The organism is Mesorhizobium sp. 113-3-9 (assembly GCF_016756515.1).
In the GTDB taxonomy this organism is placed as follows: Bacteria; Pseudomonadota; Alphaproteobacteria; order Rhizobiales; family Rhizobiaceae; genus Mesorhizobium.
This window is the reverse complement of record NZ_AP023246.1, coordinates 1,796,297-1,809,391: the sequence shown is the minus strand read 5'-3', so window position 1 is coordinate 1,809,391 and position 13,095 is coordinate 1,796,297. Positions and strand designations below refer to the sequence as shown.

12 protein-coding genes are annotated in these 13,095 nt (G+C 62.9%); 6 read left to right on the top strand and 6 right to left on the bottom strand.

Annotation, left to right across the window (positions count from 1 at the left end):
* Positions 1-4: 4 nt before the first annotated feature.
* From MesoLj_RS08750 to MesoLj_RS08735, 4 genes are all read right to left on the bottom strand, one after another.
* The gene (locus MesoLj_RS08750) at positions 5-1,072 is read right to left on the bottom strand and encodes an ABC transporter ATP-binding protein (RefSeq protein ID WP_244735327.1); all 1,068 of its coding nucleotides are present in this window, start codon (positions 1,070-1,072) and stop codon (positions 5-7) included.
* A 590-nt stretch (positions 1,073-1,662) separates the two neighbouring features.
* On the bottom strand, positions 1,663-3,600 hold the full coding sequence (locus MesoLj_RS08745; protein WP_202325748.1) for a (Fe-S)-binding protein: 1,938 nt from the start codon (positions 3,598-3,600) through the stop codon (positions 1,663-1,665).
* A 1-nt stretch (position 3,601) separates the two neighbouring features.
* On the bottom strand, positions 3,602-4,543 hold the full coding sequence (locus tag MesoLj_RS08740; RefSeq protein ID WP_202325747.1) for an electron transfer flavoprotein subunit alpha/FixB family protein: 942 nt from the start codon (positions 4,541-4,543) through the stop codon (positions 3,602-3,604).
* 3 nt (positions 4,544-4,546) lie between these two features.
* Entirely contained in the window at positions 4,547-5,314 is a 768-nt protein-coding gene (locus MesoLj_RS08735) for an electron transfer flavoprotein subunit beta/FixA family protein (RefSeq protein WP_181179837.1), read from the bottom strand.
* Positions 5,315-5,536: 222 nt separating this feature from the next.
* On the opposite strand from MesoLj_RS08735, the gene MesoLj_RS08730 reads away from it, so the two are divergent.
* Genes MesoLj_RS08730 through MesoLj_RS08705 form a run of 6 tightly spaced genes read left to right on the top strand, consistent with a single transcriptional unit; the run spans position 5,537 to position 11,075 of the window.
* Positions 5,537-7,168 (top strand): GMC family oxidoreductase, encoded by a 1,632-nt coding sequence (locus MesoLj_RS08730; protein ID WP_202325746.1) that lies wholly within the window; start codon positions 5,537-5,539, stop codon positions 7,166-7,168.
* Entirely contained in the window at positions 7,165-7,590 is a 426-nt protein-coding gene (locus tag MesoLj_RS08725) for a gluconate 2-dehydrogenase subunit 3 family protein (protein ID WP_140772466.1), read from the top strand. The genes MesoLj_RS08730 and MesoLj_RS08725 overlap by 4 nt, the downstream gene beginning before the upstream one ends.
* 25 nt (positions 7,591-7,615) lie before the next feature.
* Positions 7,616-9,283, top strand: coding sequence for a GMC family oxidoreductase (locus tag MesoLj_RS08720; RefSeq protein WP_202325745.1), 1,668 nt, complete (start codon positions 7,616-7,618; stop codon positions 9,281-9,283).
* A complete protein-coding gene (locus MesoLj_RS08715) occupies positions 9,283-9,717 on the top strand; it encodes a hypothetical protein (RefSeq protein ID WP_202325744.1) in 435 nt (144 codons plus the stop codon). Before MesoLj_RS08720 ends, MesoLj_RS08715 begins: the two co-directional genes overlap by 1 nt.
* A 21-nt stretch (positions 9,718-9,738) precedes the next feature.
* The gene (locus MesoLj_RS08710) at positions 9,739-10,641 is read left to right on the top strand and encodes an amidohydrolase family protein (protein ID WP_202325743.1); all 903 of its coding nucleotides are present in this window, start codon (positions 9,739-9,741) and stop codon (positions 10,639-10,641) included.
* Complete coding sequence (locus MesoLj_RS08705) at positions 10,635-11,075, top strand: DMT family transporter (RefSeq protein WP_202325742.1); 441 nt, start codon at positions 10,635-10,637, stop codon at positions 11,073-11,075. Before MesoLj_RS08710 ends, MesoLj_RS08705 begins: the two co-directional genes overlap by 7 nt.
* Positions 11,076-11,158: 83 nt before the next feature.
* Here MesoLj_RS08705 and MesoLj_RS08700 read toward each other — a convergent pair whose 3' ends face one another.
* Both MesoLj_RS08700 and MesoLj_RS08695 read right to left on the bottom strand, forming a co-directional pair.
* Positions 11,159-11,563: a GlcG/HbpS family heme-binding protein gene (locus MesoLj_RS08700; protein WP_202325741.1), complete on the bottom strand. Its 405-nt coding sequence runs from the start codon at positions 11,561-11,563 to the stop codon at positions 11,159-11,161.
* 18 nt (positions 11,564-11,581) lie between these two features.
* Positions 11,582-13,081: a sugar ABC transporter ATP-binding protein gene (locus MesoLj_RS08695; RefSeq protein WP_202325740.1), complete on the bottom strand. Its 1,500-nt coding sequence runs from the start codon at positions 13,079-13,081 to the stop codon at positions 11,582-11,584.
* Between the last annotated feature and the right edge of the window lie 14 nt (positions 13,082-13,095).

The following is a 13,095-nucleotide window of genomic DNA, read 5'->3' as shown; positions in this document are numbered from 1 at the left end:
TGTGTTATCTGCCGTCAAGCGCCCAGGCATCGTGCGGCTCCCAGTCGAGACGGACAGGGCTGCCCATCTCCATCTGGATTCCGGCCGATGATGAGCTCTTCGCAATCAACCGTTCCCCGCCCGGCAGTTCGACGTGGATCCGGAACTGGTCGCCGCAATAGATGATGTCGCTGACCTGCCCGCTGAGCGTTCCGCCGCGGTCCTGCCCGGAGATGCGGACGCTCTCGGGCCTGATGGCGATCGTTGCCCCTTGATCAACCTTTGCGTGCGCGCTGCTGCGTGCCCAGATTTCTTGACCGCCGGCCAGCCTTGCGCGTGCCAAATCGCCTTCGATCGAGACGATTTTCGCATCGAGGCAGTTATTGTCGCCAACGAACTCGGCTACGAAGCGGTTGGCGGGACGGCCATAGATATCCTGCGCTGAACCGATTTGCTGGATGCGGCCGTCGTTGAAAATGGCGATCCTGTCGGACATCGTCAGCGCTTCGTGCTGATCGTGCGTCACATAGACGACTGTCAGGTCAAGCCGGTCGGCGATCCGACGGATTTCGAGCTGCAGGTCCTCGCGCAGCTTCTTGTCCAGGGCGCCGAGCGGCTCATCCATCAGCACCAGGCTGGGTTCGAAGACAAGCGCTCGAGCAAGCGCGACCCGTTGTTGCTGGCCACCCGACAAGGCCGTGGGCTTGCGTTGTGCAAGGTTCGAAAGTTGGACCATCGCCAACGCTCCGCCGACGCGCGCGGCGATCTGCTCCTTGGAAAAGCCCCGCACCCTCAATGAATAACCAACGTTCTCAGCGACCGTCATATGCGGGAAGAGGGCGTAGTTCTGAAACACCATGCCGATGTTCCGCCTTTCCGGCGGCATGTCCTGGATCGGCCGCCCGTCGAGCGTGATTTGCCCGCCTGACGGGTATTCGAAACCGGCGAGCATCATGAGTGTCGTCGTCTTGCCCGAGCCCGAAGGTCCAAGAAGCGTCAGAAACTCACCTTTCGCGATGTCGAGGTCGAGATCGCGCACGACGAAACTGTGGCCGTCGTAGGTCTTGGATATGCCGGTCATGCCGACATGCATCGGAGGCTGAACCATCGTAAAAGCGCTTATCCCATTTTTCTCGTTTATCGAGACTTATTATTGAATATCGAGAATAAGAGCATTCAGACTGACCCGCGTCAATCCCCAGGGCGCAGATTTTGAATCGGGAGTGTTGCCCTATGGAAGAAGCCCATAACCGAGCACGCCGAGCAGAAAGCCAGTGACAGGAACGAGGCGGGCGCGTTCATGCTCCGCTTCCAATAGTCGGCAAAAAGGGTTTGGGGCGAGCGCCGCGATTGGGAAGTCGGCTAAACTGATCCCGCCGACTTCACCGGCCGGCACGGCTAGAAAGCACTGTCGCCGGCCACAGCCGCCATTTCAGCGCGATGGGAATGCGAGACGGGCGCGTACGCGGAGGCGATGCCCCAGCCCGGGATCAAACATCTAGAGCAATTCCAGGAAAAGTGTGAAACGGTTTTCCGTCCGGAATTGCGTAAAAACAAATAGTTAGAGCGGTTCTGCGATTCCGTGAAACGCTGAACCGCTCTAACGCTCGAACTCTCCGCCTGCTGAGCTATCCTCGATGGCAAAGGTGCCGCCTGCTGGGTCCTGGTAGGGCGCCAGCGGGATCAGGACGGGTAGACGAGATCGATCATGTCGCGCACGGTGATGCGGTCGCCGACGCCAAGCGCCTGAACCGCCGCCGTGTACATGACCGTGTCCTTCGGGCAGGCCACGACAAACTGTCTGGCATCGCCCAGAGCCAGCGCCTCCTTGATGCGGCTCTCGCTCGGCCGTTCAACCGATTTGCTGTCGTCCATCCAGATACGCCCGCCGCCGGCGCCACAGCAGAAACTGTTCTCCCGGCAGCGGCCCATTTCATGCAGGTCGTAGCCCGCTTTGCGGATGATTTCGCGCGGAGCGTCGAAGCCGCCATTGTAGCGGCCGAGGTAGCAGGGATCGTGATAGGTGACGACCCCTCCCTCGTTGGCCAAAGGCTTTAGCCGGCCCGCCTCCAGAAGCTCCAGCAGCAACTGCGTATAGTGGATCACCTCGTAGTTGCGGTCGAAGAAGCGGTATTCCTGCCGAAGCGCGTTCAGGCTGTGCGGATCGGTCGTCATGATCCGGTTGAATTGGCAAGCGTCGAGCACTTCGATGTTCTGGCGGGCCAGCACTTCGAAGACGCCTTCCTCACCGGCGCGGCGGACATCGTTGCCGCTGTTCTGTTCGGCGTCATAGAGGATACCGAAGTCCACTCCGGCCTCGTGCAGCACGCGCGCCACCTTCAGCGTGATGCGCTGGACCCGGGCATCGAAGGACGCGTAATCGCCAACGAACCAGAGGATGTCGACAGGCTCCTCGCGCGCGTCCTTGATCTTGAAGTCCAGGTCCCGGGTCCATTTGGCGCGCTGGCGCGCCGGCTTGCCCAGGGAGTTGCCGTTGCGCTGCAGGCTCGCCAGCGAATCCTGCAGCATCGGCTCGACATCGCCTTCCTCAATCAGGCTGCGACGCATTTCGATGATCTTGGTCATCGGCTCGATATGGACGGGACAAACGTCCATGCAGGCGCGACAGGTGGTGCACGCCCAAAGCGTCTCTTCCTTGATCACCCCGCCGATCAGCGGCACGTCCCGGCAATTGCCACGCTCGCGGTCCATCATATGATCGCGCAGATCCATGATCAGCTTCTTCGGGCTGAGCGGAAGGCCAGCGGCGCTGGCCGGGCACGCCTCCTGGCACCGGCCGCATTCGGTGCACGAAACCAGGTCGAGCTTGTGCTTCCAGTGAAACTGATCGATGTCGGTAATACCCGCAGCCTCGGAGCCGGCGGGCGTGAGCAGGCCCTTTGGCCCGATGTTGCGGAAATAGATGTTGGGAATGGCCAGGAACATATGGCGATGCTTGGAACCTGGAATGTAGATCAGGAAGGCAAGCACGGCGCATATATGCGCCCAATAGAAGAGCTCGGCCCCTCCAACCGCAACGGTCGGGCTTGTGCCCAGGACGACAAGAAACGAAGCTATGGCGCCGGAGACCGGGCGCCAGGATGTCGCCGTTGCGGCGTCCACGATATGGAACGCGTTCTCCAGCAGCATCGTGCCGACCACGCAGCCGACCAGCCCGTAGATCACCCAGGCATCGATGGCATTCGAGCCCTTGAAGCGAGCCGGCCGCAGAAAGCCGCGCTGGAACGCCGCCAGCGCCAGCGCCGCGATGATCAGCACGGCGAAGATGTCCTGCGCCAGCGCGATCCAGGTGTTGCCGCCGATCGCTGCCAGCGAGAAACCAGGGAAGAATCCGGAACCGAAGCTCTGGATGATCGCGGTGAAGAGCACGATGAAGCCGGAAAACAGCATCGCATGGAGCAGCCCGGAATAGCGTTTCCGGAACAGCCGTCTGTGCAGGCCAACATCGGCCGCGGCTCCAGCGGCACGCTGCTCGGGATGGTCGAGCCTGTATACGGGCGCCCCCCGGAACACGGGCGCCAGGATCCTGTAGAACCGATATCCGGATATGGCGACGGTGGCGGCGACCAGGGCGGTCAGAACTAGCTGCGTCTGAAGCACGTCAGCCGGCCTTCCTGGCCAGAGCCTCCTTGAAGGCAGGCAGGAAATCGGCGACGTCGACAGCCGCACCGAAATGCGCATGATCGAAGATCGGCGCGCTGGCGTCGGTGTTGATCGCCACGATCGTGCCCGCACCCCCCATGCCTTCGATATGTTCAGGCGCCCCCGAAACGCCCAGTGCGAGGTACAGCTGCGGCTTGACTTTGCGGCCCGATTTGCCGACCTGGCGCTCCTTCGGCAGCCAGCCGGCGTCGATGATCGGCCTGCTGCCGACGATTTCGCCCCCCATCAAATCGGCGACTTCGCGCGCCTCCTCGATAGCGTCCTGCTCGCCAATCCCGCGGCCCACGCAGAGCAGCCGGCTGGCCTTGGTGATATCGACCGCATTCGGATCCGGCCGATTGGCGGACACCAGCCGCACCGAGGACTGAGCCCTGTCGGGAAGCTGAATGATCTCGGCATTTCCGGCCTGGTTGCCGTTGTCCTCGCTGAAGGTGCCGGCATTCACGAGGAGCACGGCAGGCATGGAAGCCTCGGCGGTGGAGACAAGCTTGCCCCCATAGATCTGGCTGTCCGCCTCCACCGTGCCGCCGGAAATCCGCACCGCCGTGCAGTAGCTGAGAAGCGGCAGGTCGTTGCGGAACGCAAGGACAGGCGCAAGGTCGAGACCCGAGGTGGTGCAACCGAAGACGATGAGGTCGAACCCGTTGTCGGCCACGATGCCCTGGAGATAGGCGCCATGCGCCACGGGATCATAGGGCGAAGGGGTCGATGTGAAGACGCGGGAGGCACCCAGCTTCCTGGCCGCGTCGGCGTCGCCGCCGATCAGCGCCAACTCGATGCTGCCGCCCTGCCCGGCGAGCCGGCGCGCGCCGGCCACAAGTTCACGCGACAGCGCGGTGGGAACGCCGTCCTGAAGATCGATATAGACGAGTATCTTCATCGTTCAGGCTCCCACCAGTCCGCGTTCGGCGAGCATATCCACGAGCTTGGCGGCAATCTGCTCGGCGCTTCCGGTGATCATGTCGGCCTTGGTGCCGGATTGAGACGCGCCAAGGCGCGTCGAGACCTGAGCTCGGAAGCCGTCCGGGACTGTCGACACCACCGAGGCGATCGTGGCTGTGCTTGCCTGGCGCAGCTTGCTGCCCGAGACGTAACGCGGCGGCTTCGACGCCGCCTGGATTCCAAGGACCGCCGGCAGTTTCACGGCGAAGCGGGAGGAATAGCCGCCGCTGTATTCCTGCGTCACCTCGAGCCCGCCCTCCGCAGCGGACACGCCGTTGATCGCGTTCAGCACCGGCCATTGCAGGTCCGCCGCCAGGAACGGCGCCAACTGCCCGAAGACATCCTCGGGCGTCTGCACGCCGGTCAGCACCAGATCGGCACCAAGATTTTTCAGGACCGAACCCAGCAGATGCGCGGCGGCGCGTGCGCCTACCGCGCTTTCCTGGTCATGATTGACCACCACGGCGTCATCTGCGCCACGCGCGATCGCGGTCTGCAACTGACGTTCCGCGCCGTCACCGGCAAGCGCAACCGCCGTCACGCGCGCGCCGGTCGACTCCTTGAGGAGCACCGCTTCTTCCAGCGCATGATCGTCGAACTCGTTGAGCTTGAGCCCGATCCATTCGCGATCGATCTCGATGCCGTTGCCGGCAATCTCGATCTCTTCCGTCACGTCTGGCACGATGCGCAGAACAACCGCAATATGCATTGATCCTCCCCTTAAAGCCGCGCCGTCAGCGCGCCTCCGATGGTGCCGTGAGCCCCGGATTGATGCCGCCTCCCGCAGCCGTCTGGCGACCATACAGCGCGCGCCACCAAAAATGTCAACTATAATGTCGACAATGTTGTCAGAACGTTTTTGGTGTGCAAAGGTGATGATATGGCAGTCCTCTCTGGGCCGCCCGTCATGATGTTTGGGAGGAGGAACCGCATGGCACCCCAGGGTAGACCACCCCAGGTCGCGGATGTTTTGATCATTGGCGCCGGCGCATCCGGTTCGGTTGCGGCGAAGCACCTCGCCGCCAACGGCTTCAGCGTCGTCTGCCTCGAGCAGGGCGGGCGTGTCGACAATGCCGAATTCTGGGGCAACAAGCCGGAATGGGAGTTGATGTCGCAGAAGCGCTGGCATCCCAACCCCAACGTTCGCGATCTCGAGCAGGACTATCCCGTGGACACGTCTGAATCAGACGTGAACCCATTGATGTACAGCGCCGTCGGCGGCAGCACGATTCTCTATGCGGCGCATTGGCAGCGCTTCATGCCGTCGGATTTCCGCGTCAAGACGCTGGATGGCGTCGCCGACGACTGGCCTTTCACCTACGAGGATCTCGAGCCGTTCTACGATCAGATGGACATTGAGATGGGCGTGTCGGCGCTGAACGGCGATCCAGCCTATCCGCCGGGGAAAGCATCGCCGTTGCCGCCACTGCCGATCGGCAAGATCGGCATGAAGGCCGCCGAGGGCATGAACAGGCTCGGTTGGCATTGGTGGCCGGCACCCAATTCCATTCCCTCCAAGCCTTATGGCGGACGCAACCAATGTGTCCGCTGGGGCACATGCCTGACCGGCTGCCCCGAACGCGCGAAAGCCTCCTTCGATCATACCCATTGGCCCGACGCGCTTCGCGACGGGGCCGTTCTCATCACCGGCGCGCGTGTTCGCGAAATCACGCTCGATGCCCAGAACCGTGCCAGTGGTGCCACCTATATCGATCGCCAGGGCCGTGAGCGGCACCAAAAGGCGCAGACCGTCATTGTCTGCGCCAACGGTGTCGGCACACCGCGCCTGCTGCAATTGTCGACCTCCGGCAGTTTCCCCAACGGGCTCGCCAACTCCTCCGGACTGGTCGGCAAGAACCTGATGATGCACCCCTATGCCGCCGTAACGGGCTATTTCGACGAACCGCTGGAGAGCTGGCTCGGACCGGCCGGCCAGACGATCCAGTCGATGCAGTTTTACGAAACCGACAAGTCGCGCGGCTTCGTGCGTGGCGCCAAATGGCAGGTCATGCCCTCGGGTGGCCCGCTCGGCATGCGAGCCGCCTATGGTGGCAAGCCGCTGGACGAGGCCTGGGGCGCCAATCTGCACCGCAACACCCGCAAGGTCTTTGGCCGCGCCTTCGAATGGGGCATCATCGCCGAGGATCTGCCTGACGAGACGAACGCGGTTGTGCTCGATCCGGTGTTGAAGGACAGCGACGGCATTGCCGCGCCGAAAATCATCTACAAGAACTCCGACAACACCAAGAAGATGATCGACTTCCATCTCGAACGGGCCAAGGAAGCCATGCTCGCCGCTGGCGCGGTGGACATTTCCACCACGCCTCTGATGCGTGACTGCGGCTGGCACCTCATGGGCACCTGCCGCATGGGCAACGATCCCGAGCGCTCGGTCGTCGACCAGCACGGCCGCTCGCACGACGTGCCGAACCTGTTCGTCTATGACGGCAGCGTCTTTGTCACCTCCTCCGGCTTCAATCCGACAGGCACGATCGCGGCCGTGGCGCTGCGTTCGGTCAAGCACCTCATCGCCAACCGTCGTGATCAGCAGGTGGCGGCATGAGCCGGTTGGACGACACCATTCGCGAGACATTCGCGGCCATTGCCGATGTACTCATTCCCAATGCCGAAGGCATGCCCGCGGCCAGCGAGATGAACGTGCAAGGCGACATGCTTGACCGCATTCTGGAGCTGCGGCCCGACCTGCGCGAGAATTTCCTGCGCGGCCTTTCGAAGGCTGGCGGACGCGACGCATCGGAACTCGCCAACGAGCTGAACCGCACCGATGCCGATGCGCTCTCCGCGATCGGCCTGGTGGCTTCCGCCGGCTACTATATGACCCCGCATGTGCGGGACCTGATCGGCTATCCCGGACAGCAGAGTCGCCCGGAAGCAAACCCGGATGCCGTTCCGGAATATGTCGCCAACGGCATGCTGCAGCAGGTGATCGACCGGGGTCCGATCTTCCGGTCGACACCGAAATAATAGTGCTTGTCTCAAGGAGGAGATCATGGCTGCGATCGCAGCGTCCGGCTCTCGCGCCGGGCGGGAGGATATTGCCGACGTTTTGATCATTGGCGCGGGGCCGTCCGGTTCCGTTGCGGCAAAACATCTGGCGCAGGCCGGCTTCAAGGTGGTCGCGCTGGAGCAAGGCCACATGCCGGATGCCGGTCGCTATCCCGGCCGGCGCCCCGAATGGGAGTTGGTCACCCAGAAGCAGTGGCATCCCAACCCCAATTTTCGCGACATGCCTCGCGATTATCCCATCAACACTACGGAATCGGACGTCAATCCACTGATGTTCTGTGGTGTCGGCGGCAGCGCCACGCTCTATGCCGGCCACTGGACGCCGTTCATGCCGTCGGACTTCAAGGTGCGTACGCTTGACGGTATCGCCGACGATTGGCCTTTCACCTACGAGGAACTGGCGCCGCACCTTGAGGTCATCGAACGCGAAGTCGGCGTTTCCGGATTGGGCGGCAATCCCGCCTATCCGCCCAAAATGGCCTATCCGACGCCTGCTCTGCCGATCGGCAAGGTCGGCCATAAGGCTGCGGAATGCCTGGACAGAATGGGCTGGCATTGGTGGCCGGGGACCAACGCGATACCGTCTGTGCCCTATAATGGCCTGAATGCCTGCGTGCGGCGCGGCACCTGCATGAGCGGCTGTCCCGAAGGCGCCAAATCGACCACCGATCTCACCCATTGGCCACACGCGATCAAGGCTGGCGCCCGCCTCGTCACCGGTGCCCGGGTGCGGGAAATCACCGTCGACGAACGCGGCCTCGCCACGGGTGCCATCTACATGGACGAAAATGGCCGCGAGCGGCGTCAGCGGGCGGCCACGGTGATCCTGTGCGCAAACGGTATCGGCACGCCGAGACTGCTCCTGCTGTCGAAGTCGGCACGCTTTCGCGACGGTCTCGCCAATTCGAGCGGACTGGTCGGCAAGCGCCTGATGATGCATCCCTTCTCGGCCGTGCAGGCCACGTTCGAGGAGGATCTCGAATCGTGGCGCGGGCCATTTGGCCAGAATGTCTCCTCTTACGAATTCTACGAGACGGACGAGAAGCGTGGTTTCTTGCGCGGCGCCAAATGGGGCGCCATGCCGGGTGGCGGACCGCTTGGCGCGACAAGCTTCGTCGGTTCCAAGGTCTTTGCCGACCCCAACGCCAGGGTCGAGGACATGTGGGGAACGAACCTCCATGACCTCGTTTCCCGTCGCTTCGGCCGCACCATGGTCTGGGGAATCATTGGCGAGGATCTCCCGGAGGAATCCAATCAGGTCCTTCTTGATCCCGAACTGACCGATACCGATGGCATCCCCGCTCCCAAGTTGATCTACAAGGTCTCCGAGAACTCCGAACGCATGCTCAAATTCCACGAAGAGCGCTGCACGGAGGCCTGTCAGGCCGGTGGCGCCGTGGAGATCTCGGTCGTTCATCAGATGCCGGATACAGGATGGCATCTGCTGGGCACCTGCGTCATGGGAACCGACCGCGAAACCTCGGTCGTCAACGAATGGGGCCAGACCCACGACGTCCCCAATCTCTTCATCTTCGACGGCAGCACATTCCCGACCTCGGCCGGCCTCAACCCCACGGCCACCATCATGTCTGTCGCCTTGCGGCAGACCCGTCGCATGATTTCCGAACGCCGCAACCTGGAGGCCGCGTGATGTCCAGCGCCAACCAGATCACTGCCGACATGCGCAAGCTTTTCGGCCGGATCGCCGACATGCTGATCCCCGCCTACAAACAATTCCCCTCGGCCACCGCGGTCGGCGTGCATGAAAAGTTGCTTGACGATGTGCTGGCGTTCAGGCCCGACATCGTGGAGAGCTTTCGGCGCGGCCTGGCTGGTATCGACGCGGATGCCTTGTCAAAGAGCATCAACGATCTTTCGCGCGACGATCCGGAGGCCTTCAATGCGCTGACACTGGCCGCTTCCGGCGGCTACTACATGGCGCCCGAAGTGCACACGGTGCTTGGCTATCCCGGGCAGGAGTCCGTATCCTACAACCCCCATGAGGTGGCCGATTATCTGACGAACCATATGCTTGAACGCACCATGCGCCGCGGCCCGATCTATCGCCCGACACCACAGTCCTGACCGGCCACTCAGGTGCCGGACTTGGACATCCCAATCTGCGAGCCAGCAGATCTTGCGCCGCGAGCGCCTCGGAGCGGTCTCCCGGCCAATGCCATCGATACGCATTTCCATGTCTTCGGCCCCCGGCCGGACTATCCCTTCGCATCCGGCCGAAGCTACACCGCCCCTGACGCCAGCCTTGCTGACTACGAGCATCTGGCGCGCAAGATCGGTTTTTCCCGGGCCGTGGTGGTGCAACCCAGCGTCTACGGTACCGACAACAGGCGTACACTCGACGTGTTGCGCGAGGCGCGCATTCCCATGCGGGCCGTCATCGTTGCCGATGAGACCCTGCCGGAGCGCGAATGGCTCGCCTTGCATAAACTCGGCGTGCGCGGCGTCAGGATCAATCTCGTCTTCAAGGCCGGCAACGGCCTTGCGACGGCCCGCGCCTTGGCCAGTCGCATCCGCGAGCTCGGCTGGCACCTGCAGTTCCTCGTCGACGTGTCGACGATAGCCGATCTGGCGGATTGGGTACGGGCGTTGCGCGTGCCGGCGGTTTTCGATCATTTCGGCCACGTGCCGACGGCAAGGGGCCTGGCAGACCCCGGCTTCCAGGCGCTTTTGGATCTGGTTCGCGAAGGCAGTGCCTGGGTCAAGCTCTCCGGCGCCTATCGCATCACCGGCATACCGCGTCCGCCCTATGACGACGTCAGGCCTTTCGCGGAGGCACTGCTGGCGGCCAACCCAGAAAGGGTCTTGTGGGCGACGGACTGGCCACACCCGGCCATATCGGTGCCAATGCCGAATGACGGCGACCTGGTCGATATGGCACTGGACTGGACCACGGATCCCGGCCTTCGCCGCAAGCTGTTCGTAACCAACGCGGAGCGGCTCTACGGCTTTGACACGGCAATATCCCGCGCTGAGGAGGATGCATGCTGAAGGCTGTTCTGATCGCCCTGGTTGCCGGCTCCGTCCTGCCGATCCAGGCGCTCGTCAACGGACGGCTGGCGGCAGGTCTTGGTAGTCCATTGACAGCAGCCGGCATCTCCTTCCTTGTCGCGACGCTTGCGCTCATGGCCGCGCAGCTGCTTCTGAGAACACCACTCCCCCCGATGGAACAGGCCGCATCCATACCGGGCTGGGTCTGGCTTGGTGGATTGCTCGGCGCAATCTATGTCACCGGGGCGATCGTCAGTGTCGGTGCGCTCGGCACGACGACCGCGATCTGCCTTGTCATCGCCGGACAGATAGGGGCCGCGCTGCTCGTGGATCGCTTCGGAGTCCTCGGCGCCTCAGGCCATCCGCTTGGCCTGTCGAGGTTGTTCGGCGCCGGCCTCGTTCTGGCGGGCGCCATCATCGCCGTGAGGGGCTAACTTCCTGTCTGGCCAACGACAACGTCCCCCACCTCATTGCTGAAGTGAGGGACGCGGTAAGCCGCATCGTGTCTTTGGATAGCTCAGCCTGCCATCGCGGCGGCGGCGGCGGAAGCGATCGCCTCGTCATCCGGCGGCATGCCACCGGCCACGCCGACGGCGCCGATGACCTGATCACCGCGTGAAACCGGAACGCCGCCGGCAAACACCACCAGCGGCAAGCGGTGTGAATTCTCCATTCCGTAGAGCGGCCCACCGGGCTGCACCAACGGCATCACGTCGCCAGTCTTCATGTTGAGCGAGCGCGAGGTGTAGGCCTTGGCTTGCGAGATCTCGACACTGGCGAGCAGTGCGCCTTCCATGCGCACGAAACCCAGCAGGTTTCGCCCGTCGTCCACGATGGCGATGCTGGACGGCGAGTTCAGTTCGCGCGCCTTCTTCAGACCCGCCTGCAGTCCGGCCTGTATCTTTTCGGCAGTGATCGTCACGTCCTCTTCTCCTTGATGTTACGCTGCGATTTCTGTTGTGCTGCCGCCCATGGAAAGAGCGAGAAGCTGGTCGTAGTTGCAGTCCGTCTTCCTGGCCTCGTGGACGATCGCGCCCTTGCGGACCACCACCACCGTCTCAGCCAGCGAAAGGATCTCCTTGATCGACGAGGAGATGATGATCACCGCCGCACCGCTTTCGGCCAGCCGCAGAATGATGTCGTAGATCTCCTTGATCGCGCCGACGTCGACGCCGGAGGTCGGCTCGACGAATACGTAGACACGTGCCTCGGCCTTCAGCCATTTGCCGATCACGGCCTTCTGCTGGTTGCCGCCGGAGAAGAACTTGACGATGGTGTCTGGCTGCCGTGGCATGACATTGAGTTGGCCCATTACCGCCTGCGCATAGCCATCCTTGAGGCGTCCGTTGACCAGGCCCAATCGGGACAGTTTTGACAGCACGGGCAGGCAGATATTTTCGGCCATCGTCAGATTGGGGAACAGCGCCTGCTTGCGCCGGTCCTCGGGGATGACTGCGATGCCCGCCCGCCGGGAGGCGGGCGGATCCGGAATCTGCCGCGCCGTCCCATCGACGCGCACCGTGCCCGAGGCCGCGGCTATCCCGCCGAGTGCAAGCTCCAGCTGCTCCATGCCGCCGCCGACCGGACCGGTGATGCCGAGAACTTCGCCGGCATGAACCTTGAGCGACAGCGGTTCGAGCTTGGCCGTTCCGACGGCTTCCAGCTCGAGCACCACCTGCGCCGTCGAATGGCCGGTGTTGTAGGTTTCCAGATCGCTGCGGCTGCGATCGACCATCAGCTCCGTCACCCGATCCTCGGTGATCTCGTCACGGTCGAGCGTTGCCGAAACCGTGCCGCCGCGCAGGACAGTCACGCGGTCGCAGATGCGTTTGATCTCCTCCAGCCGGTGCGAGATGTAGATGATGGTGATGCCTTGCGACAGGAAGTTCTGGATGATCCGGAACAACAGCTCCACCTCGCTCGCCGACAGTCGCGCCGTCGGCTCGTCGAGAACGATCACCTTGTAATTGCGGTGAAACAGCGTGCCCAAGGTGACGAGCTGCATTTCGGCTGCGGAAAGCGTCCTGGCCAGGCGCGTGACGTCGATCTCGATGCCGATGCGGTCGAGGATTGCCTGCGCCTGAGTATGGATATTCCTGTTGCTGATCAGCGCTTTTCCCGGCTCGTTGCCGAGCAGCAGATTCTGCCCGACGGTGAATCCCCCGATCAGTTCGGCATCCTGATAGACGGCGCCAAGCCCGAGCCTATGGGCGTCGAGCGGGCTGCCGATCCGCACCGGCCTGTCCTCCAGCAAGATTTCACCGCCGCTGGCGCCATAGACCCCGGTCAGGATCTTGATCAACGTGCTCTTGCCGGCTCCATTTTCACCGAGCAGCCCGTGGACCTCGCCGCGCCGGAAGCCGAGGTCGATGCCTTTCAGCACCTTGGTCCCGCTAAAATCCTTGGTGAGGTTGCGAACCTCGAGAAGCCATTGCGACATGATGGTGTCCTCCG

What these genes read in the sequence shown, in the direction of transcription:
- MesoLj_RS08695 (WP_202325740.1), bottom strand. Translation starts at nt 13,081, where the DNA reads ATGTCGCAATGGCTTCTCGAGGTTCGCAACCTCACCAAGGATTTTAGC.
- MesoLj_RS08720 (WP_202325745.1), top strand. Translation starts at nt 7,616, where the DNA reads ATGGCTGCGATCGCAGCGTCCGGCTCTCGCGCCGGGCGGGAGGATATT.
- MesoLj_RS08740 (WP_202325747.1), bottom strand. Translation starts at nt 4,543, where the DNA reads ATGAAGATACTCGTCTATATCGATCTTCAGGACGGCGTTCCCACCGCG.
- MesoLj_RS08705 (WP_202325742.1), top strand. Translation starts at nt 10,635, where the DNA reads ATGCTGAAGGCTGTTCTGATCGCCCTGGTTGCCGGCTCCGTCCTGCCG.
- MesoLj_RS08750 (WP_244735327.1), bottom strand. Translation starts at nt 1,072, where the DNA reads ATGCATGTCGGCATGACCGGCATATCCAAGACCTACGACGGCCACAGT.
- MesoLj_RS08730 (WP_202325746.1), top strand. Translation starts at nt 5,537, where the DNA reads ATGGCACCCCAGGGTAGACCACCCCAGGTCGCGGATGTTTTGATCATT.
- MesoLj_RS08725 (WP_140772466.1), top strand. Translation starts at nt 7,165, where the DNA reads ATGAGCCGGTTGGACGACACCATTCGCGAGACATTCGCGGCCATTGCC.
- MesoLj_RS08735 (WP_181179837.1), bottom strand. Translation starts at nt 5,314, where the DNA reads ATGCATATTGCGGTTGTTCTGCGCATCGTGCCAGACGTGACGGAAGAG.
- MesoLj_RS08715 (WP_202325744.1), top strand. Translation starts at nt 9,283, where the DNA reads ATGTCCAGCGCCAACCAGATCACTGCCGACATGCGCAAGCTTTTCGGC.